A 23,459-nucleotide genomic window follows, 5' to 3' on the forward strand; every position below is an offset into this window, starting at 1 on the left:
AAGGTGCGCACCTCGAAAGCTGAGTCTGGTAATGAACGGGCCCCCGATCGTAGAGCCCACTCATGCAACTTACTGAGGCTTCGGTCAGTTCCCGGTAATCGATGGAAAGGAGGCAGGATGTTGCCCATGTCCAACCTTTCACCTTCCCCCGGCACCCCCATGGCGGCCAGCCCGCTGACCCGCGCCTGCCTCGAGATCGACGAGTACGCGGCCGGCCTCGGCTGGGACAAGCCCGCGCGGCTCTTCGCCCTCGTCGACACCGCCCGGCTCAAGAAGCAGGAGCCGCGGCTGGCGACCCAGCTCGGTCTCGACCAGGACGACGCCGGCAAGTCCTCCCTCACCCCCATCGAGCAGGACGAGGTCCCGAAGGGGACGCCGCTCGACAAGTTCCTCGGCACCATCGCCTGGCCCGACGCCGTCGTCGGCTGCGCGCTGACGGTGGAGCGCCTGATGCTGCCGCCGTCCGCGGAGGCCTCCGTACCGGAGGGGCTGAACGACAAGCAGCTGTCGAAGTGGGTCGCCGGGCACCCGGAGCGGCAGGAGGTGCGCCTCACCGTGGCCGTGCTGCGCGACGGATCGCGTGAGTCGGCCGTACGGCTGCGCGAGAAGGACTCCTCGACGGAGGTCCTCACCGGTGCGGGCCTGGTACCCGGCCTGGCGGAGGCCCTGGCGGCGACCTTCTCGTAGGTCCTGCCCGTCAGGGGGACGGAGCGGTCGGGGCTAGCCGGTGCACTGCGGCAGCCCCGCCTTGTCCCCCTTGCTGATCTTCTCCAGTGCCTTCGTGGCGTCGTCGATGGTGGACACCTTGACCAGGGTCAGCCCGTCGGGGACGTGGGAGGCCGCGGAGGCGCAGTTCTCGGCGGGCGTCAGGAAGTACTCGGCACCGGCGTTGCGGGCGCCGATGGTCTTCATCTGGATGCCGCCGATGGGGCCGACCTTGCCCGCGTCGTCGATGGTGCCGGTGCCCGCGACGAACTTCCCGCCGGTCAGGTCCTCCGGGGTGAGCTTGTCGACGATGCCGAGGGCGAACATCAGCCCGGCGCTCGGGCCGCCGACGTCGGCGAGCTTGATGTCGATCGTGAACGGGAAGGCGTGGTCGGTGCCCGCCCGGATGCCGACGATGGCGTGACCGTCGCCCTCCGCCTTCCCCGCGGTGATCGTCAGCTTCGAGGTGGAGGGGTCGTTGTTGCCGGCCTTCGCCGCCTCGGCCGCGTCCTTGGCGGGCACGATCGTGAACTCCACCGGCTCACCCGGCTTGTGCTTGGTGACGAGCTTGGCCACGTCCTCGGGGGCGGTGACGGCGGTGCCGTCCACGGCCTTGACCACGTCCCCGGCGTGCAGCCGGCCCTCGGAGGGGCTGTCCTTGACCACGGTGGAGACGATCACCCGGGCGGTGACCGGGATGCCGAGCTGCTTCAGGGCCGCCACCTTGGCGCTCTGCTGCGACTGGCTGAACTCCTCGGCGTTCTCCTGGGTGGACTCCGCCTCCGTCTTCCCGTTCGGGTAGAGGTTCTCGTGCGGGACGACGATGTTGTCGCCGGCCAGCCATCCGTAGACCGCTTCCACCAGGCTCATGTCGTAGTCCGCACCGGTGACGCGGACCGTGGTCATGTTGAGGTGACCACTGGTCGGGTACGTCTTGCGCCCCGCGATGTGAAGGACGGGCGCGCCGTGCGAGTCCCCGAGCGTGTTCACGGTCGGGCCGGGGCTCATCTCGGAGTACGGGACCTTGATGAACACCCCTGCGCAGAGCAGCGCGAACAGCACCAGGGTGGAAGCGAGCATCGTCGCGGTGCGGCGTGGCATGGATCCGACAGTACGGGACGGCCCTGGCGGGCGGCCCTCGGGGCCGGTCCGTACGGGGTCCGCACGCGAAACTCTCAGCGGAATCTCACCGACCGCGTCGGACCGGAGCCGGTCGGACGCGGAGCGTCGAACGACGGCGGGCGGTCAGACGGCGTCGGAGGCGGAGTGGGCGGACGGGGAGGAGTGGGCGTCGGCCTTCACCCTGGCCTGATCGGCATTGGCCATGGCTTCCCGGAATCGCGCGTAACCCGCGAGCTCGGATATGTCACCCTGTGTGCGGTCGCGTGCCGCCCAGCTGCCCCATATCGCCGCTCCGATCGCGGCGAACAGCGGAATCAGCAACCACGCCAAAGACGCCATGGGCGTGCCTCCCTACCCCGAAGTACGTTTCGTTGGTGGCTTCAACGCTCGTGCCCGTGGGGGGGTTACGCAAATCGAGGGCGTGTTGCGCGGCCGAACGGGTGCGAGGCTACCGCCTTCCGGGTGGCGCTCCGTGACCGGGGGGTTCGGCAGGCGCCCGCCCACTCCTCGGTGCCGTCGCCGAACGCCGCCCTCCTCGAAGGCCGGACTCGCACCGCTCGGCGCCGGAGCGCCTCACGGGCTTCGCCCGGCCGTGCCGGACTCCGTCCTGCGGCCTGCGCGGCCCGAGCCTCAGCAGGCGCCGACCCACTCCTCCGTGCCGTCGCTGAACGTCTGGTGCTTCCAGATCGGGACCTCGTGCTTGAGGTCGTCGATCAGCATCCGGGCGGCCTCGAAGGCCTCGCCGCGGTGCGGGCAGGACACGGCGACGACGACGGCCAGGTCGCCCACGGCCAGGTCACCGACGCGGTGCACGGCCGCCAGGGCGCGGACCGGGAACTTGGCCACGACGCGCTCGGCCACGCGGCGCATCTCGGCCTCGGCCGTCGGATGGCAGGAGTAGCCGAGCGAGTCGACGTCCGCCCCGCTGTCGTGGTTGCGCACCGTGCCGACGAAGAGCGTCGTACCGCCCGACGCGTCGTCGCCGACGGCCTGGAAGACCTCGTCGATCGACAGGGCGGTCTCGCGGATCTGGAGCAGCCGGATCGGGTCCGAAGCGGCCTGCTCACCGGGGTGGTCGAAGTGCGGTGCCATGCCTTCATCGTGCCTTAGCCGCTGACACGGCGAAATAGCAGATTCGCCCGGGGCGGGGGCGCCGCCTTGGGAGCCTCCTACAGGGCGGGCCCGCGGAACCCCGCGGTCCGCCCGGCCGGACGGCGCGCGCGGCGCCGGGGCCGGTCAGATCCCGCGGCGCTTGCGCGCCAGGCGGACCGCCGCGGCCGCGCCCAGCAGGGCCACCGTCGCGCCGGCCGCACCGGCGGCCGTGGCGGCGTCCCTGCGGCCCAGCCGGCGGCCCGCGACCGTGTGGCGGCCCGAGACCTCCTGGAGGAGCTCGGCGAGCACCTCCTCGTTGGTCCAGCGCGGCCGCCAGCCCGCCGCGTGCAGCCCGCTGACGCTGACCACCCACGGGTGCATCGTGTAGGCGAGGTCCCCGGCCGGGGACGGGGTCAGGCCGATCCGGTGCAGCCGGGCCGCCGCTCCCAGGGCGACCGCGGAGGGGAGCTCCATGCGGCGGATGCCGCTCAGCTCCTCGACCTCCTCCTGCTCCAGCCACCCCTCGCAGCCCACGGCCAGCTCGCCCTCGACCTTCTCCAGGGCCGCGTACTCCAGGGCGCTGACCAGGTCGTCCACGTGGCAGAACTGCCACGTGGGGCGGGATCCCGCCACCACGAGCAGGCGCGGGGACTCGAAGTAGCGGGTCAGGGCGGTGTCCGTGCCGCCGACCAGGACGGCCGGGCGGATCACGGTGACGTTCAGTCCGGGGTGCGCGCGGGGGGCCCGGCGGCCGAGGCGCTCGATCTCCAGCAGGTCGCCGACGCCGGTCGCCTCGGCGGTGGCCCGCAGCTCGGAGTCCTCGGACAGCGGGATGTCGTTGTCCGGCAGGGCCCCGTAGACCATCGCCGAGGTGCAGAGCACCACCCGGTGCACGCCGGCCGCGGCGGCGGCCGTCAGGACGGTCTGGGTGCCGCGCACGTTGTACGCCGTACGGGCGGCCGGGTCGGTCTCCAGGTCGAGGTCCAGCGCGAGGTGGACCACGACGTCCGCGCCGCGCAGCTTCTCGGCGATCGCGGGGTCGCGTACGTCGAGGATGTGCCACTGCGCGGCAGCGCAGTCCCCCCGTCGCTCGTCGATGGCGACGACCTGCTTGACCTCGTCGGAGGCGGCCAGGCGGCTCACCAGGGCCGCGCCGACGCCCGAGGCGGCGCCGGTCACGGCGATCACCGGGCTGCGCCGGCGGATTCCCTCCGGGTTTCGCGGCTGGCGAACGCCGGGGGCGCTGTCACCGTGCTCGGAGCTGTTTTCGTCGTCGTGCATCGCGCGAAACTGCGGATCTGGGGAACTCACCGGGCGTCTCCAGCGGTTGTCTTCAGTAGGGGCGCGCCGTGACGCGTACCCACCAGGTGATGTCCATCCTGCCGCAGCCCAGGAGTCGGCGGAGCACCGAGCCCGGATGCGGCCGCGGTGTCTACGCTGGGTGGTGTTGTCGGACCATTGCCCGTCGGCTCCCGCCGGCGGCCCTACGAGCCGAGGAAACCCGTGAGCGACACCCCATTCGGATTCGGCCTTCCGCCGGAGGAGCCGGAAGACGGCGACGAAGGCAAGAAGAAGGGCAACCAGGGCGGTCAGGGCGGCCCGGCGAATCCCTTCGGGTTCCCCGGCATGGGTCTGCCGGGCGGGGCGGGCGCTCCCGGAGCGGACAACCCGTTCGCCGCGATGTTCGGTTCGATGAACCCGAACGACCTCGGTGCCGCCTTCCAGCAGCTCGGCCAGATGCTGAGCTACGAGGGCGGTCCCGTGAACTGGGACATGGCCAAGGACATCGCCCGCCAGACCGTCGCGCAGGGCACCGCGGACGGCGTGAAGGACACGAGCGTCGGCGTCGCCGAGAAGTCCGCCGTCGAGGAGGCCGTGCGCCTCGCCGACCACTGGCTGGACGGTGTGACCTCGCTGCCCTCGGGCGCCACCACGGCCGTGGCCTGGAGCCGCGCCGAGTGGGTCGAGGCGACCCTCCCGGTGTGGAAGGAGCTCGTGGACCCGGTCGCGGAGCGGGTCGGCGCGGCCATGGGCGGCGTGCTGCCCGAGGAGATGCAGGCCATGGCGGGCCCGCTGCTCGGCATGATGCGCTCCATGGGCGGCGCCATGTTCGGCCAGCAGATCGGCCAGGCCGTCGGCACCCTCGCGGGCGAGGTCGTCGGCTCGACGGACATCGGCCTGCCGCTGGGCCCGGCCGGGAAGGCCGCGCTGCTGCCGCTGAACATCGAGAGCTTCGGCAAGGACCTGGGCGTGCCCCCGGAGGAGGTGCGGCTCTACCTGGCCCTGCGCGAGGCGGCCCACGCCCGGCTCTTCGCCCACGTGCCGTGGCTGCGCTCGCACCTGTTCGGCGCGGTCGAGGGCTACGCCCGCGGCATCAAGGTGGACACCTCGAAGCTGGAGGACGTCGTCGGCCAGCTGGACCCGTCCAACCCGGAGCAGCTGCAGGAAGCGCTCCAGGGCGGCATGTTCCAGCCGCAGGACACCCCCGAGCAGAAGGCCGCCCTGGCCCGCCTGGAGACGGCGCTCGCGCTGGTCGAGGGCTGGGTCGACGCGGTGGTGCACGAGGCCGCCAAGCCCCGGCTGACCTCGGCGGACGCGATGCGCGAGACCATGCGGCGGCGGCGCGCCTCGGGCGGCCCGGCGGAGCAGACCTTCGCGACGCTGATCGGCCTGGAGCTGCGCCCGCGCCGGCTGCGCGACGCCTCGCGGCTGTGGGCCTCCCTCACGGACGCGCGCGGGGTGGACGGCCGCGACGGCCTCTGGGAGCACCCGGACATGCTCCCGACGGCCTCCGACCTGGACGACCCGGACGGGTTCGTGCACCGCGAGCAGCTGGACTTCTCCGAGATCGACAAGATGCTCGGCGAGGCCGCCGAGAAGCGCGAGCAGGACGGCGACGAGAAGAAGTGAGCCTGCACGAAGACGCGGTCCTCGTCCTGAAGGCGTACGAGGACCAGCCGGAGCTGCGCGATCTCTACCTGGAGCACCTGGCTGCCCACCCGGACGGGGTCTACAAGCCCTGCGGGGCCGGGCACGTCACGGGCAGCGCGCTGGTGATCGACCCGGTGCGGGGGCGCGTCCTGCTGACCCTGCACAAGAAGCTCGGCATGTGGCTCCAGATGGGCGGCCACTGCGAGCCCGGTGACGCGACCCTGGCCGACGTGGCGCTGCGCGAGGCCCGTGAGGAGTCGGGCATCGCGTCGGGGCTGACCCTGCTCGAAGGCGGTCCGGTGCGCCTGGACCGGCATCCGATCCCGGCACCGTGCCACTGGCACCTGGACGTGCAGTACGCGGCGCTGGCTCCGGCCGGCGCGGTGGCGGAGATCAGCGAGGAGTCCCTGGACCTGCGCTGGTTCCCGTACGAGGAGGTGGCGGCGGTGGCCGACACGTCCGTCGTGCGGCTGCTGGAGGCGACCTTGGCCCGGCTCGGCGGCTGAGCACACCGGCGCGCGCGGCCCGAGCGCGCCGACGCGGACGCGGCGAAGGGGCGGTCCCTGGCGGGACCGCCCCTTCGCCGTGCCGGGAACCGTCAGTTCCAGGCGTTGTTCTGGTTCTGCGCGTGGGAGCCGTGCTGGCCCATGCCGAACTGCGCGGCGACGCCCTGGCCGAGCTGGGCGTTCTGCGGCGGCAGCACCTCGCTGGGCTGCACCAGCGCGAAGCCGGTGCCGAGGAAGCTCAGCTCCCAGCCCTCGCCGGTGTTGCCGCGCCGCCGCCACACCCCGCTGGAGTGCGTCTGGGCCTGCATCTGGACCCGCAGCGAGGTGGACCAGGCCACGATCGCGTCCGCGTCGGCATTGACGTACTTGTCGGGCGTGACCTGCATCATCAGCGGCTGTCCGGAGGTCATCAGCGCGACCTTGCCGCGGCCGGAGATGTTGAGCTGGTACTTGCCCGAGCCGGAGATCCCGTACTGGCTGTCCACCGCGATGACCTCGGTGTGCAGGGTGGAGTCCAGGGCCAGCACGTAGCTGCTGTCGACCGTGAGGCCCTCCTGGTCCACGTCCACGACGTGCACGTACTGGGCCAGGTTGGCCAGGTAGACCGTGCCCTGCCCGGAGCAGCGCATGAGGTCCAGGCCCTCGCCGGTGCGGCGGCGGGCGTTGCGCTGGCTGGTGGTCTGGTACTCGCCGTCGAAGTCGATGAGTCCCTGGTAGGCGACCATCGCGCCCTTACGGGCGAGTACGTCGTCGGAGCCCGTCAGAGAGACCCGCAGCAGCTGCGGGTTCTGGATGGCGTACCGCTCCTGGGACTGCGCCTCGGCGTGGGCGAAAAGTGCGCTCTGCATGATGTGTCCGCTCCCCCTCAGCCCCGGGCCCGGAGCCGGTCGGTGCTGTCCTCGCTCGGCTGTACGACGACGATGCCCTGGCCGGAGAAGGCCATCTGGTAGGCCTCCCCGCTGCCCCGGCCGATCATCGACGAGGCCTTGAAGCTGCGCTTGCCCTTGACCTTGAGATTCGGCGACCAGGCGACGAGCGCGTCGGGGTCGACGTACGTCTCGTCCTCGCCGCGGCCGCAGTCGACCACGATCGGGGTGCCACGGGAGGTCAGGGCGACCCACCCGGTGCCCGCGATCTGCACGTTGAACAGGCCCTGGCCGGCGAACTTGGCGAGACCCTTGACCCGCTCGACGCCCCACTGGAGGTGGGCGTCGAAGGCGAGGAGGTTGGTGCCGTTGACCGAGAGCGAGTCGTTGTTGAGGTTGATGACGACCACGTCGGCGCCGTAGTCGGCCAGGTAGAGCAGGCCGTCGCCGGTGCACTTCATCAGCGGCGCGCCTTCACCGCTGATCCACTGCGAGGCCATCTGGCGGACGGCCGGCGGGTTGGGCTCGTACTGGACGAAGCCCTCGTAGGCGACCATCGAGCCGGTGCGGGCGAAGAGGTCCTGGCCGCTCTGCATGGCGACCTTGAGCATGGCCCGGCCGTGGTTCTCCATGCGGGCCGTGACGGGGGTCGGGGCGAAGCCCGCGAGTTGCTGGTTCATTGCGTTCATGTCGGGCTCCCTCAGACCTCGTACGGCTGGACGACGATGAAGTTGCCGGGAGCGCCGCGGAACTGGAGGTTCACGGTCTCCCCGCTGTGGCCGGGGTAGGCGTTGCGCCGCAGCCGGACCTGACTGGAGATGATCACCTGCGAGGCGGAGGACCACGCGACGATGGCGTTGCTGTCCGCGAAGGTGGTCGGGGTGACGGGCAGGACCACCGGGACCCCGTGCGTCTTGACGATGACCGTGCCGGTGCCCTGGAACTGCATGGTGAACAGGGCGCCGCCGGGGATGCCGTGGCCCTCGATCCGCCGGACCTCGTGCTGGAGCGACTCGTCGAAGGCTAGGACGGCCTCCGCGGAGACGCAGATCCCGTCGCCCTGGAGCTCGATGGCGTGCAGGTGGGCGCCGTTCTCCGCGAGGAAGACCTGGCCGCGGCCGGTGCAGCGCATGAGCTGCATCTCCTGGCCGGTGGCGTTGCCGACGATGCGGCCGGCGAAGCCCGCGCCCTTGTAGCTGAAGTCGACCTTGCCCTGGTACAGGACCATGCTGCCCTGGCGGGCGAGGACGGCCTGGCCGCCCATCGCGAGGTCGACGCGCATGAGCTGCTGGTTCTGCGGGGTCCAGCGGGTGCCGGTGGGGGCTTCCTTGTACGGCTGGAGCGCGGCGGCGAGTCCGGCGCCGGCGGCGGGTACGCCCTGCGGGGCGTAGCCGGGCTGCTGGCCCGGGAACTGGCCCGGTGGCTGGCCGGGGACCTGGCCGTAGGAGGGCTGCTGCGGCGGCTGCCCGTAGGGCGCGGGGGCCGGCGCGGGCGGCGGCACCTGTCCGTAGGACGGCTGCGGCGGCTGCGGCGGCTGGCCGTACGGGGCGGGGGCCGGCGGGGCGAGCGGCGCGGCCATGGTGGGCGCGGCGTGCACCGGGGCCGGGGCCGCTGGCTGCTGGTACTGCGGCTGCGGGACGACGCCGGGCGCGGGTACGGGCGCACCGAAGGACGGCGCGGGGGCCGGGGCCTGCGGGGCCTGCTGCGCGGGGGCCGGCGCGCCGAAGGCCGGGGCCGGGGCGGCCGCCTGCGGCGGCGCGGCGAACCCGGGCGAGGCCGCGGCCGGGGCCTGCTGCGCCGGCTGCGCGTCCTCGGCGACCTCGCCGCCGAAGTTCCGCAGCAGCGCGTCGAGCCCGCCGTCGAAGCCCTGGCCGACGGCGGCGAAGCGCCACACGTCCTTCAGGTAGAAGTCGCCGAGCATCACGGCCCGCTCGGTGGTGAACTCCGCGCCGGTGAACGCGTACCGGACGACCTCTTCGCCGCCGGCCACGATCCGGATGTAGCCGGGGCCGATCTGCGACATCTGTCCGGCACCGTCGATGGTGGCGGTGAAGGACAGTTTGTGGATGGACGCCGGAATGCGGTCCAGCGTCACCCGGAAGGATTCGGTGTCGCCCGACTGCGCACCGAGTTGCTGAATGGACTCTTCCGGCGACTTCGGCTGATTGAAGAAGACGAAGTAACGGTCGTCCGACAGCTGCTCGTTGGCGTCGAGGCCGAAACAGCTGATGTCGAAGGCGAGTCCGGATCCGGCGATCTGGACGCCTACGTACAGATCGGTGCCCGCCGTGAGATCACTGATCTTGGCCTTGTGGCCGCGTTGGAATTCCCTGGCCATACGTACGACCGTCCCCCATCCCGACTGTGAATGCGTGGCGCTCAGGCTAACGGCAATTGCCGACATCCGGCCAAGCCGGTACCGACCCGGTACAAAACACTGCGTGCGGCGGGCGGGGCGGCGGGCGGCCGGCGGGGTCATTCCTCGCGGGCGGCGGGGACCTTCGGCAGCCGCTCGGCGGCGACCACGCCCTCCAGGTAACCGCGGGCCCGCTCGGTGCGCGGGTAGGCCTCCAGCAGCTCCCAGAAGCGGGGGCCGTGGCCGGGTACGAGGAGGTGGGCCAGCTCGTGCAGGAGCACGTAGTCGACGACGTACTCGGGCATCCCCTGGAGCCGGTGCGAGAGCCGGATGCTGCCTTCGGCGGGGGTGCAGGAGCCCCAGCGGGTGTTCTGGTTGGTGACCCAGCGGACCGTGCGGGGGCGGGCGCGGCCGTCGAAGTACTGCTCGGACAGCTGCGCGGCCCGCTCGGTGAGTTCCGCGTCCCCGAAGGTGCGCTTGCTCTCCTGGGCGGCCAGCTTGTCGAGCATGACCCCCACCCAGCGCTGCTCCTCCGCCTCGGACATCCGGGCAGGGATGAGCACGACCGTACGGTCACCCTCGCGATAGGCGGATACGGTCCTGCGGCGGCGCGCGCTCCGGCGGACTTCGACGGCGCGCTGTGGTGGGTCGGCGGACACGCCACGACGGTACCCGGTCGTGGTGGCGGAAGTCCCGCTCGTCCGCGGTTCGAACACGAGGGATTCGGGGCCGATTTCCGGAACCCCATTTCCCTTCATCTCATATGCCTAATACCTCGCACCTGTGGACAAATTCCTGCACGGATTCCGGCGGGCGGGCACTGTTGCGGAAGAGCGGGAAACGGGCCGTGCGCATGCGCACGGGATATCGAGGGGGACGGGACATGTATCCGAAGGTGAAGCCGGCACTGGCGCGGGCGTGGCGGGATCTGCAGACGGTTCAGTTCGGCGTGACGCCCGCCCACGCGGTGGTGCTCGGCCCCGTGGACACGGCGACGGGCACGCTGATCGACCGGATCGACGGCACCCGGGGAATGGAGCTGCTGCGGGCCGAGGCCTCGGGGATGGGGCTGCCGGACGGCCGGGCCGACGAGGTGGTCAGGACGCTGGCGGGGGCCGGTCTGCTCGACGACGCCACGGCGGGCGGCCCGCGGGCCCAGGCCCTGCGGGGGCATCCGGAGACCGTGGAGCGGCTGGGGCCCGACCTGGGCTCGCTGTCCCTGGTCCACCGGGAGCCCGGCGGGGACTTACGGGGTATCGCCGCCCGCCGGGCGATACGGGTCCGGGTGCGCGGGAGCGGCCGGGTGGGGGCCGTGATCGCCGCGGTCCTGGCGGGAGCCGGCGTGGGCCGGGTGGAGGTGCTCGACGGGGGCCGGGTGGAGCCGGCGGACGTGGCACCGGGCGGGCTGGACCCCGGGAGCGTGGGCCGACCGCGGGCCGAGTCCGCGGGCAGGCTGGTGCGCGGGGCGGCCCCGGGGCGCACCCCGCGGGCCGGGGAGGACGAGGTGGCGGAGCCGGGGCTGGCCCTGGTGGTGGTCGCGCCCCGGGACGGGCTGCACGCCTGGGCCCCGGATCCGGACACCGCGGCCGACTGGATCGCCGCGGGCATCCCGCACCTGTACGCGGGGGTGTTGGAGGGGACGGGGCTGGTGGGGCCGCTGGTGCTGCCGGGGTCGACGGCCTGCGCGGGGTGCATGGAGCACGACCGCGTGGACCGGGACGCGGCCTGGCCGAGGATGCTCGTGCAGTGGCGTTCGGCCCACCGCCGCCGCGCGGGTGCGGCCTGCGACCTGGGCCTGTCCACGGCGGTGGCCGGGCTGGCCGCGGCCCATGCGCTGGCCTTCCTCGACGGACAGCTGCCCGCGTCCACGGGCTCCCGCTGGGAGGCGGCCCTCCCCGCCCTGCACTGGGAATCCACGCCGGTCCACCCGCATCCCGACTGCCCCTGCGGGGCGGGCGGGTCACCGGGGGAGGATCGGGCGGGTCGCGGCCGGGAGGGCCATGACAGGATGCGTTGAGGCTGTCGGGTCGGCGGAGCCCTTCCTGAATCCGCCGTTCGCGGCGCAGCTGTCTGGGACTTGGAGGGGCGTATGTCTGATCTTCCCCGGAAGGCGGTCACCCGTACCGTCAAGCTGGCCGCGCTGCCGCTCGGCATAGCGGGACGGGCCACGTGGGGGCTGGGCAAGCGGATCGGGGGCAAGTCCGCGGAGATCGTGGCGCGCGAGCTCCAGCAGCGCACCGCCGAGCAGTTGTTCCGCACCCTCGGGGAACTGAAGGGCGGTGCCATGAAGTTCGGGCAGGCCCTGTCGGTCTTCGAGTCGGCCCTGCCCGAGGAGGTCGCGGGCCCCTACCGGGCGGCGCTGACCAAGCTTCAGGAGGCGGCACCGCCGCTGCCCGCGGCGACGGTGCACCAGGTGCTGACGGACCGTCTCGGCGCCGACTGGCGGGACCTGTTCGAGGAGTTCGAGGACAAGCCGGCCGCGGCGGCCTCCATCGGGCAGGTGCACCGGGCGGTGTGGCACGACGGCCGGCAGGTGGCCGTCAAGGTCCAGTACCCGGGGGCCGGTGAGGCACTGCTGTCGGACCTGAAGCAGCTGGGCCGGTTCGCGGGCCTGCTGGGGCCGCTGATCCCCGGTATGGAGATCAAGCCGCTGATCAAGGAGTTGCGCGACCGGGTCGCGGAGGAGCTCGACTACGAGCTCGAGGCCGAGGCCCAGCGGACGCACTCGGACGCCTTCGTGGACGACCCGGACGTGGTCGTGCCGGACGTCGTGCACCAGGGCGACCAGGTGCTGGTGACCGAGTGGATGGAAGGGACCCCGCTGTCGGAGGTGATAGCCGAAGGGACCCAGGAAGAACGGGATCGCGCCGGACAGCTGCTGGCCGGGTTCCTGTTCTCCGGTCCGGCACGCACCGGCCTGCTGCACGCGGACCCGCACCCGGGCAACTTCCGGCTGATACCGGGGGCGGACGGCCGGACGCGGCTGGGGGTCCTGGACTTCGGCACGGTCGACCGGCTGCCCGGGGGCTGGCCCAAGCCCATCGGCAGGTCGCTGCGGATGACGCTGGACGGTGACGCCGAGGGGGTCTACGGGCACCTGCGTGCCGAGGGGTTCGTGAAGGAGTCCGTCGAGCTCGATCCCGACGCGGTGCTGGACTACCTGAAGCCGATCATCGAGCCCGCCGAGGCCGAGGAGTTCACCTTCACCCGGCCGTGGCTGCGCGGCCAGGCGTCGCGGATCGCCGATCCCCGCTCCCCCGCGCACCAGTTGGGCCGCCAGATCAACCTGCCGCCGTCCTACCTGCTGATCCACCGCGTGACGCTGAGCACCATCGGGGTGCTGTGCCAGCTGGGCGCGACGGTGCGGCTGCGGGACGAACTGGACACCTGGCTGCCGGGGTTCGCCCCCGCCCAGTGACCGCGCAGGCGCGTCACCACCAGGACGAGTCGAGCCTGCCCTCGATCGCCCGGAGGTTGGCGCGCGCGCAGTCGACGCAGAAGTACTGTCTGGTCCCGTTCTCCACCGAGCAGGTCCAGGTGGGTGGGATCTCGCCCGGGGCCTTGGCGCCACAGCCCGTGCATACGACGGGCTGGGCCTCGGATCCCGACGGGCCGGGGCGGGGAGTCGGCTGGTCCACCTCCAGACGATATCCCCGTCCGGGGCGGACAGGCCCGCGCAACGCACCGGGGGGACCGGTCCGTGCGGACCGGTCCCCCCGGGGATTCTGCTGTCGGCTCTTACTGCATGACGGCCATGGCCAGCGCACGCCGGGCGCGCATGGAGACGCGCTCGGCACGCCGCTGCATGCGGCGGGCGGCGACCAGGCGCACGGCGTGACGCTCGGCGTCCACCTCACGCATGCGCTCGTCCATATGGGCACGAGCCAGGGCTTCTGGGATGAGTTGCATTTCGCGGGTCCTGTTCTGACGCGAGGTGATCGCGCCGGTGGTGATGAAGTCTGCGTGGGCGGCGCCGTGGGGCTGCTCGCTCGTGGTGTAGGAGGTCATGAGGGCCTGCTTCAAGGGGTCGTGCGTCAGGGGGCGGTCGATGGTTCCGATGGCGGTCATGCCGCGACAACCGGGTTCTTGCGCGGACGGCCACGGGGACGCTTGCGGGCGACGACGACACCCTGGACGAAGAGCTCGCCACCCCAGACACCCCAGGGCTCGCGGCGCTCGATCGCTCCGGCGAGGCAGGCCTCGACCAGCGGGCAGGTGCGGCAGAGGGACTTGGCGTACTCGACGTCGGCCGGGGACTCGGCGAAGAAGACCTCGGGGTCGAAGGTGCGGCAGGGGACGGGCACGCCGAGGTTCTCGATGGCGTCGTCGAGCGCGGTCAGCGCGGTGAGCGGGGTCAAGGTGTGGTCCTCCGGGACTGCGGGCGGGGAGATCATCTGGGTCTGCGGTACGGACGGGGCGTGCGCTTCGAGTTGCACGGTGGTTTCTTCCTCGTCTTGTTCGGCTAGTCGTTCCGGCCGGTCGGCCGGGTTCGGCTGGTACCTGGCTGCCAGTCCCGAGGCCCCTTCGCTGCGTCGTCCCTGTTCGGGACAAACAGAAGGGCCGCGGATCCCGGGTGGGGTTCCGCGGCCCTGAAGGCGCCGGCCTGATCATGCGATCAGGCTGGATCACTCCAGGGTTCGAGCCCGCGGAAGGCCCACATCAGGTGGTGCTGCTGCTTCGTCTGCTTCTTCTGGGATCCGGCACCGGCTGCGGCAGCGAATCCATAGGCGCCATGCGTCTGCGCTTCTGCTGCCAGTACTGCCACCGATGCCCTGGTCGGTCGCTCATTGCGCTCACTGACCGGAAGGATCGCCAGCAGGGCGGGGCGGTCGGCGGAAATCGCGGACACACCGGTACCCAGGATGGAGACGGAACCGAGCAGGCAGGAAGCGTCGACCGAGCGATCGGTCATTTTGGTGAAGGTCATGAAGCTGGTCACTGGTCTCGCCTCCTCTCGGCGTCTCGGGGACTCGGCCCGGGGGCCTGTCCCATGCGTATTCGGATAAGTACAGCACGGATCCTGGGCTTCGGAGAAGCCACCGTTTCCGTTGCTAAGAACCTATGGGTCTTCGCTGGGCATGTGCAAACTATTTTTCCGACGAGTTTCTACGCGTCGTCAGAATGCCCGGCCCCAACCTCCTGACCTGCGCAGATGGCCAGGACCTCGGCTCCGTACCGGTCAAGCTTACGGCCGCCCACTCCGGAGATCATCGAGAGCTCCCCCTCCTCGGACGGCGCGGCCTCCGCGATGGCCATCAGCGTCTTGTCCGTGAAGACGCAGTAGGCGGGCAGGCCTTGCTCCTTCGACTGGGCCGCGCGCCACTCCCGCAGCCGCTCGTAGAGGCCTTCGTCCATGTCGGACGGGCAGTCCTCACAGCGCATCAGCTTCAGCTCGCCGGCCTCGGTCAGGGTCTTGCCGCAGACCCGGCACAGCGCCGGACCGCGGCGCGGGCGCTTGCGCACCCCTCGCTCGGCCGCGGAGCCCGCTCCGGCGCCCCGGGCCGCGGAGCCCGGCCGCAGGCCGTCCAGGAAGCGGCTGGGGCGCCTGGAGGCCCGGCCGCCGGGGGCGCGGGAGAGCGCCCAGGACAGGCTCAGGTGTATCCGTGCCCGGGTGACGCCGACGTAGAGCAGCCGCCGTTCCTCCTCGACCTGCTCGTCGGTCTTCGCATAGGTGATCGGCATCATTCCGTCGGTGAGGCCGACGAGGAACACGGCGTCCCACTCCAGACCCTTCGCCGCGTGCAGCGAGGCCAGGGTGACGCCCTGGACGGTCGGGGCGTGCTGGGCGGCCTTGCGCTCCTCCAGCTCGATCGTGAGGTCCGCCAGGGTGGCCCCGGGCCGGGCGCGGGCGAAGTCCTCGGCGAGCCGGACCAGCGCGGCCAGCGATTCCCACTGGTCGCGCACGGCGCCGGAGCCGGCGGGCGGCTCGGTGCTCCAGCCGGTGGAGCTGAGCACCGCCCGGACCTGGGAGCCCAGTTCCACCACGTCGTCGAGCAGCGGGTCGTTCCCGCCGGAGCGGGCGGCTCCGCGCAGCGCGAGGATCGCCCTCTGGACCTCCTGGCGCTCGAAGAACCGCTCGGCTCCGCGCAGCTGGTAGGGGACCCCGGCGTCGGCGAGGGCCTGCTCGTAGACCTCGGACTGGGCGTTGATGCGGTAGAGCACGGCGATCTCGCCCGCGGGGACACCCGCGGCGATCAGGTCCCGGATCCGGTGGGCGACGCCCTCGGCCTCGGCGGGCTCGTCCGCGTACTCGGAGTGGACGGGGTCGGGGCCGGCCTCGCGCTGGGAGATCAGCTCCAGCCGGTGCTCGGCGGCCCGGCCCTTGGCCTGGTTCAGGAGCCCGTTGGCCAGATGGACCACCTGGGGGGTGGAGCGGTAGTCGCGGACCAGCTTGACCACCGTGGCCTGCGGGTAGCGGGTGCGGAAGTTCAGCAGGTGGTCGGGGGTGGCGCCGGTGAAGGAGTAGATGGTCTGGCTGGCGTCACCGACGACGCAGAGGCTGTCGCGCTCGCCGAGCCACAGGTCCAGCAGCCGCTGCTGGAGCGGGCTGACGTCCTGGTACTCGTCGACGACGAAGTGCTGGTACTGGGTGCGGATCTGCTCGGCGATGTCGTGGCGGTCCTGGAGGATGCCGACGGTCAGGAGCAGCACGTCCTCGAAGTCGATCATGCCGCGGTCGCGCTTGAGCTGCTCGTACGTCCCGTAGATCTGGGCGATCTCGGCCAGGTCCCGGGGGGCCTCGCGGCCCGACTTGAGGGCGGCCACCGGGTAGTCGGCGGGCACGGTCTGGGTGACCTTCGCCCATTCGATCTCGCCCGTGACGTCGCGCAGCTCGTTGCGGTCGAGCCGGATGCGGCAGCGCGCGCCGGCCTCGGCCACGAACTGGATCTTGCGCTCCAGCAGCCGGGGCACCTCGCCGCCGACCGCCTTCGGCCAGAAGTACTGGAGCTGGCGCAGGGCCGCGGAGTGGAAGGTGCGGGCCTGGACCCCGCCCGCGCCCAGGGTGCGCAGGCGTCCGCGCATCTCGCCCGCGGCGCGGTTGGTGAAGGTGACGGCCAGCACACTGGCCGGCATGAGCTGCCCGGACCGGACGCCGTAGGCGATGCGGTGGGTGATCGCGCGGGTCTTGCCGGTACCGGCACCCGCCAGCACGCACACCGGCCCGCGCAGGGTCGTCGCGACCTCGCGCTGCTCCGGGTCGAGGCCCAGGAGCACCGCGTCGGCCGAGTCGGCGGAGGCGGGGCCACCCGGGAACGATGAGGAGTGCGTTGCTGCTGTCACCCCGCCATGCTGCCAGGTCTCGTGAGTCGGGCGGGAAAACTGTCCACAGGCGGCACGTATCAGTCGTATCAGTCACACCGGGTGCGCGGGGGCGACCGTACGGGAATGGCCGCCGGGTCCCGTACGTTCGAGTACTCGGACCACCGAGCCCTCACGAAGGAGAGCGCAGCATGCAGGACACGGGCACCGTCACGATGTACAGCACGACCTGGTGCGGCTACTGCCGTCGGCTGAAGACCCAGCTGGACCGGGAAGGCATCGCGTACAACGAGATCAACATCGAGCTCGACCCGGCGTCCGCCGCGTTCGTGGAGAAGGCCAACGGCGGCAACCAGACGGTTCCCACCGTGCTCGTGAAGTCCGCCGCGGGCAGTGAGTCCGTCATGACGAACCCGAGCCTGGCCCAGGTCAAGCAGGCCCTCGCCGTCTGACCGGCCGCGAGGACCGGGCGAGACCGGAGCACAGCGGAGGGCCCCCGCCGAGGCGGGGGCCCTCCGCTGTCACGAGGCGGGGAAGTGACGAAGGTTACGCGGCCGCCTTCGGCAGCGGCTCGCCGTACCAGAGCTCGACCAGCCGGGCGGCGATGGAGATGCCCGACGGCGGCAGCACCTCGCCCGACGCGAACGCCGCGCGCAGCTCCTCCCGGGAGAACCAGCGGGCCTCCTCGATCTCCTCGCCGTCCACCGTGATCTCCGAGGTGGTGGCGCGGGCCGTGAAGCCCAGCATCAGGCTGTACGGGAAGGGCCACGGCTGGCTGGCCACGTACTCGACCTCGCCGACCCGGACGCCCGCCTCCTCCCACACCTCGCGGATGACGGACTGCTCTATCGACTCGCCCGGCTCCACGAACCCCGCCAGCGTGGAGAAGCGGCCCTCCGGCCAGTGCACCTGGCGGCCCAGCAGCGCACGGTCGTGCTCGTCCGTGACCAGCATGATCACGGCCGGGTCGGTGCGCGGGTAGTGCTCGGCGCCGCAGCCCGGGCAGCGGCGGATGTGCCCGGCGGCCGCGACCACCGTGCGCTCGCCGCAGCGCGAGCAGAAGCGGTGCATCCGCTGCCAGTTCTCCAGCGCCACCGCGTGCACCATCAGCCCGGCGTCGCGCGGGGACAGCAGCAGTCCGGCCTCGCGCAGGCCGGCCGGGCGGGCCGACTGGTCCATGCGGCCGGGCAGCGCGTCCTTCTGCAGCGCGAAGTACCGTACGCCGTCCTCGTCGGTGCCCAGGAAGTAGCGGTGGGTCTCGGTGACCGGGGCCTCGAAGGCCGGGGTCATCACGATGCCGGAACCGCCGTCGGGGGTGTCGTCGATCAGGACCTGGCCGCCGGAGACGACGAAGACGCGCGTCGTCGGGTGGCTCCAGGCCGCGGCCAGCCACGCCTCGTCGAGACGGTGGTGCGCGGCGCGGTCGATCCCGCTGGGCGCGGCGAGCGAAAGAGGGCGCTCGGTGAGAGGGCGCTCGGTATGGGTGCTCACAGGTACTTCCAACTCCCCCGGTGGTGGGACAGGCAGGCTCGGTACGGCAGGTGTGTGCGTCGGGTGTCAGGCGGTGGTTCGGTGGTGGGCGGCCAGGTCTCCCCAGAGGTACGCGGTCGTCTCGACGCCCTTGAGCAGGAGGTCCAGCTCGACCTTCTCGTTCGGTGAATGCCAGCCGTCGGACGGTACCGAGATGCCGAGGAAGAGGACGGGCGCGTCCAGGACGTCCTGGAGGTCCGCCGCGGGGCCGGAGCCGCCCTCCCGCGTGAAGCGGATCTTCTCGCCGAAGGCGCGGCCCATGGCCCGGACGACCGACTGCAGGGCCGGGTGGTCCAGCGGGGTCAGGCACGGGCGGGTCGGTGCGCCGAAGGTGATGGAGTGGCGGATCCCGTCCGGGATGCCGGCCGCGACCCAGTCCCTGACGGCCGCCTCGACCTCGTACGGGTCCTGCCCGGACACCAGGCGGAACGAAAGCTTCAGGTGGGCGGAGGCGGGCACGATGGTCTTGCCGCCGGGGCCCTGGTAGCCGCCGCCGATGCCGTTGACCTCGGCCGTGGGGCGGGCCCAGACGCGCTCCAGGGTGGAGTACCCGGCTTCGCCCGCGGCCGCGTGGGACTTGGCCGTACGCAGCCACTCGGACTCGTCGAAGGGCAGCTCGGCGATGAGAGCGCGCTCCGCGTCCGTCAGCTCGGCGATGTTGTCGTAGAAGCCGGGGATCGTGACCCGCCCGTCGGCGTCGTGCAGGGCCGCGACCAGGCGGGCGGCGGCTGTGGCCGGATTGGGCACGGCCCCGCCGAAGGCGCCGGAGTGGATGTCCTGGTCCGGGCCGTGGAAGTCGATCTCGCAGTCGGCGACGCCGCGCATGCCGGTGCAGACGGTGGGGGTGGTCTCGGACCACATGCCGGTGTCGGAGACGATCACGACGTCGGCGGCCAGCTCGGCGGCGCGGGCCTCGACGAGGGCGCGGAAGTTCGGGGAGCCGGACTCCTCCTCGCCCTCGATGAGGAGCTTGAGGTGCACGGCGGGAGCGGCGGCGCCGGTGGCCGCCAGGTGCGCCCGCACCCCGAGGGTATGGAAGAACACCTGCCCCTTGTCGTCGGCGGCGCCGCGCCCGTACATGCGGCCGCCCTGGACCACCGGCTCGAACGGGTCGGTGTGCCAGCCGTCGGCGAGAGCGGCGGGCTGCACGTCGTGGTGCCCGTACACGAGGACGGTCGGGGCGTGCGGGTCCTCGCTCGGCCAGTGCGCGAAGACGGCGGGCGCGCCGGGAGTCTCCCACACCTCGGCGACCGGGAAGCCGGTCTCCTTGAGCTTGGCCGCGAGCCATTCGGCGCTGCGGCGTACGTCGCCCGCGTGCTCGGGCTGGGCCGAGACGGAGGGAATGCGGAGCCACTCGGCGAGGTCGTCGAGGAAGGCGGCGCGGTGGGTGTCGATGTACGTGCGGACGACGCTGTCCGGCGGGGTGTCGCTCATGCCCCGAGCCTAGCCGTCCGCCTGGTGGTCACCGTCCGGGTCCGATTCGCCTTGGAGGATCCGCTCAAGGCGGGCGCGGTCCGGGAGGTTGCGGGGGCGGATCACGCGGCCGCTGCGGACGTGCAGGAAGGCGGCGGAGACCCGGTCGAGCGGGGTGTTCGTGGCCTCGGCCCAGGCCACGCGGTAGACGGCGAGCTGGAGGGGGTCGGCCTCGGTGGTGCGGCCGGTCTTCCAGTCGACGATCTCGTACGAGCCGTCGTCGTTCCGGTAGACGGCGTCGATCCGGCCGCGCACGACCCGGCCCGCGAGGGTGAGCTGGACCGGGGCCTCCATGCGGTGGGGGGGCCGGTCCGCGTACGGGCTGCGTTCGAAGGCGGCCTTGAGGGAGTCGAGGTCGGCCTCGTCGGCGATCTCCTGGTCGGAGCCGGCGCCGGGGAGGTCGGTGACGGGGTCGAGGACGTCGAGGAACGGCAGCGGCAGCTCGTCGAAACGGGACTCGACCCAGGCGTGGAACCGGGTGCCCTGGCGGGCGGCGGGCTGCGGGGGCCGCGGCATGGGGCGGGCGAGGTCGCGTACGAAGCCCTGCTCGTCGGCGGCGAGCCGGAGCAGCTGGCTGGCGGACAGGGCGGACGGCAGCTCGACGTCGCGGACGGCTGCGCGGGCACGGCGGAGCTCGCCCTCCAGGGCGTCGAGATCGCGGTCCCAGGAGGCGACGGCGCGGGCCTCCTCGGGAACCAGGTCGGCTCCGCCGGGGCCCGCCGCCACTGCACGCGGTTTCGGCACGCCCGCGCCCACGGCCTCACCGGCCCACAGGTCCCCGCCCTCCGGGAGGGGCTGCCTCCCGGCGGGTACGCCGGCCTCCGCGCGGGGGGTCGGCGCGGTTGCGCTCGCGGCGGTGGCGGCTTCCCCGGCCCACAGGTCGGGGATACCGGCGGCAGGGGCCTCCGGGGGCCGGGTGCCGTCGACCGGGGGCCCGGGAGGCCACGTGTCGTCGGCGAGCGGTGGTTCCCAGGCGTCTTCGGCCGGCCACGGCTCTTCGCAGTCCGGGGGCCAGAGGTACTCGTCCTCCTCCGGGGGCGGGGCCGCGAGGTAGGACTCCACCAGGGCGGCCGCCGCGCGGCGCAGGGTGAGGGAGTACGGGTCGAGCGGGAGGGGCCAGGAGTGGTCCGGCGTGGATTCGCCGGACAGCGCCGGGTTCTCGGCGGTGGGGTCGGGCTCGTCCGCCCAGGCCTCGATCTCGCCGAAACCGGCCGCGCAGTGCTCGTACAGGGCTTCGAGGAACGGTGACGGGCCGCGGCGCTTCTTCTGGCTCGGGCCCCACCAGTGGCCCGAGGCCAGCAGCAGGGAGCGCGGCCGGGTGAAGGTCACGTAGCCGAGGCGGAGCTCCTCCACCGACTTGTGGTCCTTGAGCGCGGCCTTGAAGGCCTTCAGGCCCGCCGAGGTCCAGGCCGGGTCCCCGGGCAGGGTAGGGGCGTCGCCGCGCAGCGCGTACGGGAGCACCTTCGCGTACGAGGTCCAGGCCTCCGGCGGCTTCTCCTTCGGGAAGGCGCCCGCGCACAGGTCCGGGACGACCACCACGTCCCACTCAAGGCCCTTGGACTTGTGGGCGGTGAGCACCTTGACCGTGTTCTCGCCGCCGGGCAGCGCGTGGTCCAGGCCCTTCTCGTACTGGGCGGCCGTGCGCAGGAACGCCAGGAAGGCCAGCAGCGTGGCCTCGCCGTCCAGGGCGGCGAAACCGGCCGCCACGTCCATGAAGTTCGACAGGGTCTCGCGGCGGCGGGCCGCCAGCGCGTGCGGGGAGGCCGACAGCTCCACCTCCAGGCCGGTGGCGGTCAGCACCCGGTGCAGGACGTCCATCAGCGGGTCGGCGAGGGAGCGCCGCAGGTCGCGCAGTTCCTGGGCGAGGTGCGCGAAGCGGATCCGGGCCTCCGCCGAGAAGGGGAGGTCGTCCGGGGCCTGTCCGGCGCCGTCGAGGAAGGTCTCCAGGGCGTCGGCCAGCGACACGATCTCCGCCGGGTCCACGCCCTCCACGGCCGCCGCGAGCCGTTCGTCCGGGTCGGACCCGGCGGGCGCGCGGCTGACCAGGAGCCGCGCCCGGCGGCCCAGCAGGGCCAGGTCGCGCGCGCCGATCCGCCAGCGCGGGCCGATCAGGAGCCGGACGAGGGAGGCGTTGGCACCCGGGTCCTGGAGGACCTCGCAGACGGCGACGAGGTCGGCGACCTCGGGCAGGTGCAGCAGCCCGGAGAGGCCGACGACCTCCACCGGGACGTCCCGGTCCACCAGCACGGCCTGGATCTGCGCGAAGTCCCCGGCGGAGCGGCACAGTACGGCGATCTCGCGCGGCTCCGTCCCGGTGCGGACCAGGTGGGCGACGGAGTCGGCGAGCCAGTCGAGCTCCTGCCCGTGGGTCTCCAGCAGGGCGCAGCGGACCTGCCCGGCGGCCTCCGCCCCCGGCGCCGGGCGCAGCGCCTCCACGCCCTCGTGCATGGCGCGCAGCGGGGCGGCGAGTCCGTTGGCCAGGTCGAGCAGGCGGCCGCCGCTGCGCCGGTTCTCGCTGAGGGAGAGCCGGGTGGCGGGGCTTCCGTCGGCGTGCGGGAAGTGTTCCGGGAAGTCGTCGAGGTTGGCGACGGAGGCCCCGCGCCAGCCGTAGATCGCCTGGCAGGGGTCGCCGACGGCGGTCACGGCGTGGCCGGAGCCCGCGCCGAAGAGGCCGGACAGCAGCAGCCGCTGTGCGACGGAGGTGTCCTGGTACTCGTCGAGCAGGACCACCCGGAACTCCTCGCGCAGCAGCGCCCCCACCTCGGGCCGGGTGGTGGCGAGCTGCGCGGAGAGGGCTATCTGGTCGCTGAAGTCGAAGAGGTCGCGGGAGCGTTTGGCGGCGCGGTAGCGGGCGACCAGTTCCAGCAGTTCGAGGCGGCCGCGCACGGCCTCCGGGACCTTGCGGAGGTCTTCGTTGGTGAGCTTGGTGCCGGCGAGGACACCGAGCAGTTCGGTGTCGTGGAGGCGCAGCTGTTCGGGCTCGACCAGGTGCTCGGAGAGTTCTCCGTCGAGCGCGAGGAGGTCGCCGACCAGGTCGGGGACCGATTTGGTGAGCGAGGGGTACGGGCCGGGGGCCTCGCGCAGCACCTTCGCGGCGAGCTGGAAGCGGGTGGCGTCGGCGAGCAGCCGGGAGCTGGGCTCCAGGCCGATGCGCAGGCCGTGGTCCTTCAGGAGCTGTCCGGCGAAGGCATGGTAGGTGGAGATGCGGGGCTCGCCGCCGACCGCTTCCGCGTCGGCCGGGGAGGGGTCCGGGTCGGTGATGCCGGCCCGCGCGAGGGCCTTGCGTACGCGCTCGGACAGTTCACCGGCGGCCTTGTTGGTGAAGGTCAGGCCGAGCACCTGCTCGGGCGCGACCGCGCCCGTACCGACGAGCCAGACGACGCGGGCGGCCATGACGGTGGTCTTGCCGGAGCCGGCGCCCGCGACGACGACCTGCGGGGCGGGCGGGGCGGTGACACAGGCCATCTGCTCGGGCGTGAAAGGGATCCCGAGGAGCTCCTTGAGCTGCTCGGGGTCGGAGAGGGCGGGCGGACGCGCGGGCACGTAAAAAGGCTAGCCGCCCCCACCGACAGCCCCGACCGCCTGCTCCTGCCGCCTGCTCCTGCCGCCCGGCTCCTG

General features: G+C 72.6%; 22 protein-coding genes. 6 read left to right on the plus strand and 16 right to left on the minus strand.

The features are described 5' to 3' along the window. The first annotated feature begins 117 nt into the window (after window positions 1-117). Window positions 118-687: a PPA1309 family protein gene (locus ACFY04_RS10890; protein ID WP_389115672.1), complete on the plus strand. Its 570-nt coding sequence runs from the start codon at window positions 118-120 to the stop codon at window positions 685-687. 33 nt (window positions 688-720) lie between these two features. Here the strand turns inward: ACFY04_RS10890 and ACFY04_RS10895 are convergent, their stop codons facing one another. The 4 genes from ACFY04_RS10895 to ACFY04_RS10910 form a co-directional block, all read right to left on the minus strand. After that, window positions 721-1,806 (minus strand): PDZ domain-containing protein, encoded by a 1,086-nt coding sequence (locus tag ACFY04_RS10895; RefSeq protein WP_389115673.1) that lies wholly within the window; start codon window positions 1,804-1,806, stop codon window positions 721-723. A gap of 144 nt (window positions 1,807-1,950) precedes the next feature. Beyond that, window positions 1,951-2,166: a hypothetical protein gene (locus tag ACFY04_RS10900; protein ID WP_030010758.1), complete on the minus strand. Its 216-nt coding sequence runs from the start codon at window positions 2,164-2,166 to the stop codon at window positions 1,951-1,953. 291 nt (window positions 2,167-2,457) lie between these two features. Continuing rightward, window positions 2,458-2,919, minus strand: coding sequence for a molybdenum cofactor biosynthesis protein MoaE (locus tag ACFY04_RS10905; RefSeq protein ID WP_030010759.1), 462 nt, complete (start codon window positions 2,917-2,919; stop codon window positions 2,458-2,460). A gap of 144 nt (window positions 2,920-3,063) precedes the next feature. Beyond that, complete coding sequence (locus ACFY04_RS10910; protein ID WP_301366578.1) at window positions 3,064-4,230, minus strand: SDR family oxidoreductase; 1,167 nt, start codon at window positions 4,228-4,230, stop codon at window positions 3,064-3,066. 192 nt (window positions 4,231-4,422) lie between these two features. Here ACFY04_RS10910 and ACFY04_RS10915 point away from each other — a divergent pair, with 192 nt between their 5' ends. Further along, entirely contained in the window at window positions 4,423-5,829 is a 1,407-nt protein-coding gene (locus ACFY04_RS10915) for a zinc-dependent metalloprotease (RefSeq protein WP_389115675.1), read from the plus strand. Then, on the plus strand, window positions 5,826-6,356 hold the full coding sequence (locus ACFY04_RS10920; protein ID WP_389115676.1) for an NUDIX hydrolase: 531 nt from the start codon (window positions 5,826-5,828) through the stop codon (window positions 6,354-6,356). The genes ACFY04_RS10915 and ACFY04_RS10920 overlap by 4 nt, the downstream gene beginning before the upstream one ends. Window positions 6,357-6,448: 92 nt before the next feature. On the opposite strand, the gene ACFY04_RS10925 is transcribed toward ACFY04_RS10920, so the two are convergent. From ACFY04_RS10925 to ACFY04_RS10940, 4 genes are all read right to left on the minus strand, one after another. Continuing rightward, complete coding sequence (locus tag ACFY04_RS10925) at window positions 6,449-7,204, minus strand: AIM24 family protein (protein ID WP_150259129.1); 756 nt, start codon at window positions 7,202-7,204, stop codon at window positions 6,449-6,451. 17 nt (window positions 7,205-7,221) lie between these two features. Further along, window positions 7,222-7,902: an AIM24 family protein gene (locus ACFY04_RS10930; RefSeq protein WP_389116023.1), complete on the minus strand. Its 681-nt coding sequence runs from the start codon at window positions 7,900-7,902 to the stop codon at window positions 7,222-7,224. A 20-nt stretch (window positions 7,903-7,922) separates the two neighbouring features. Continuing rightward, window positions 7,923-9,560 (minus strand): TerD family protein, encoded by a 1,638-nt coding sequence (locus ACFY04_RS10935; RefSeq protein WP_389115678.1) that lies wholly within the window; start codon window positions 9,558-9,560, stop codon window positions 7,923-7,925. Window positions 9,561-9,697: 137 nt separating this feature from the next. Beyond that, entirely contained in the window at window positions 9,698-10,336 is a 639-nt protein-coding gene (locus ACFY04_RS10940; protein WP_389115681.1) for a M48 family metallopeptidase, read from the minus strand. Window positions 10,337-10,461: 125 nt separating this feature from the next. On the opposite strand from ACFY04_RS10940, the gene ACFY04_RS10945 reads away from it, so the two are divergent. Beyond that, window positions 10,462-11,595 (plus strand): ThiF family adenylyltransferase, encoded by a 1,134-nt coding sequence (locus ACFY04_RS10945; protein WP_389115682.1) that lies wholly within the window; start codon window positions 10,462-10,464, stop codon window positions 11,593-11,595. Window positions 11,596-11,667: 72 nt separating this feature from the next. Next, complete coding sequence (locus tag ACFY04_RS10950) at window positions 11,668-12,996, plus strand: ABC1 kinase family protein (protein ID WP_389115683.1); 1,329 nt, start codon at window positions 11,668-11,670, stop codon at window positions 12,994-12,996. Between the two features lie 13 nt (window positions 12,997-13,009). Here ACFY04_RS10950 and ACFY04_RS10955 read toward each other — a convergent pair whose 3' ends face one another. From ACFY04_RS10955 to ACFY04_RS10975, 5 genes are all read right to left on the minus strand, one after another. Continuing rightward, window positions 13,010-13,216 carry a hypothetical protein gene (locus ACFY04_RS10955; RefSeq protein ID WP_314243774.1) on the minus strand — a complete coding sequence of 69 codons (207 nt, stop codon included), beginning with the start codon at window positions 13,214-13,216 and terminating at the stop codon, window positions 13,010-13,012. A gap of 100 nt (window positions 13,217-13,316) precedes the next feature. Further along, complete coding sequence (locus ACFY04_RS10960; protein WP_150259124.1) at window positions 13,317-13,646, minus strand: hypothetical protein; 330 nt, start codon at window positions 13,644-13,646, stop codon at window positions 13,317-13,319. After that, window positions 13,643-14,014 (minus strand): WhiB family transcriptional regulator, encoded by a 372-nt coding sequence (locus tag ACFY04_RS10965; protein ID WP_314243770.1) that lies wholly within the window; start codon window positions 14,012-14,014, stop codon window positions 13,643-13,645. Before ACFY04_RS10965 ends, ACFY04_RS10960 begins: the two co-directional genes overlap by 4 nt. Window positions 14,015-14,193: 179 nt before the next feature. Then, window positions 14,194-14,505 (minus strand): hypothetical protein, encoded by a 312-nt coding sequence (locus tag ACFY04_RS10970; protein WP_389116025.1) that lies wholly within the window; start codon window positions 14,503-14,505, stop codon window positions 14,194-14,196. A 179-nt stretch (window positions 14,506-14,684) separates the two neighbouring features. Beyond that, window positions 14,685-16,859, minus strand: a complete 2,175-nt coding sequence (locus ACFY04_RS10975; protein ID WP_389115685.1) for an ATP-dependent DNA helicase UvrD2 — start codon at window positions 16,857-16,859, stop codon at window positions 14,685-14,687. Window positions 16,860-17,029: 170 nt separating this feature from the next. Between ACFY04_RS10975 and ACFY04_RS10980 the strand changes: the two genes are divergently transcribed. Further along, complete coding sequence (locus tag ACFY04_RS10980; RefSeq protein ID WP_329379483.1) at window positions 17,030-17,290, plus strand: mycoredoxin; 261 nt, start codon at window positions 17,030-17,032, stop codon at window positions 17,288-17,290. A gap of 94 nt (window positions 17,291-17,384) precedes the next feature. Here ACFY04_RS10980 and nudC read toward each other — a convergent pair whose 3' ends face one another. From nudC to ACFY04_RS10995, 3 genes are read right to left on the minus strand one after another with little or no spacing between them, the layout of a single operon-like run. Then, entirely contained in the window at window positions 17,385-18,341 is a 957-nt protein-coding gene (gene nudC / locus ACFY04_RS10985) for an NAD(+) diphosphatase (RefSeq protein ID WP_189732695.1), read from the minus strand. Between the two features lie 54 nt (window positions 18,342-18,395). Beyond that, the gene (locus tag ACFY04_RS10990; RefSeq protein WP_389115688.1) at window positions 18,396-19,802 is read right to left on the minus strand and encodes a dipeptidase; all 1,407 of its coding nucleotides are present in this window, start codon (window positions 19,800-19,802) and stop codon (window positions 18,396-18,398) included. A gap of 9 nt (window positions 19,803-19,811) precedes the next feature. After that, the gene (locus tag ACFY04_RS10995; RefSeq protein ID WP_389115690.1) at window positions 19,812-23,384 is read right to left on the minus strand and encodes a UvrD-helicase domain-containing protein; all 3,573 of its coding nucleotides are present in this window, start codon (window positions 23,382-23,384) and stop codon (window positions 19,812-19,814) included. Window positions 23,385-23,459 lie beyond the last annotated feature (75 nt).

It is taken from the genome of Streptomyces sp. NPDC001549, assembly GCF_042894025.1.
GTDB lineage: Bacteria > Actinomycetota > Actinomycetes > Streptomycetales > Streptomycetaceae > Streptomyces > Streptomyces kutzneri.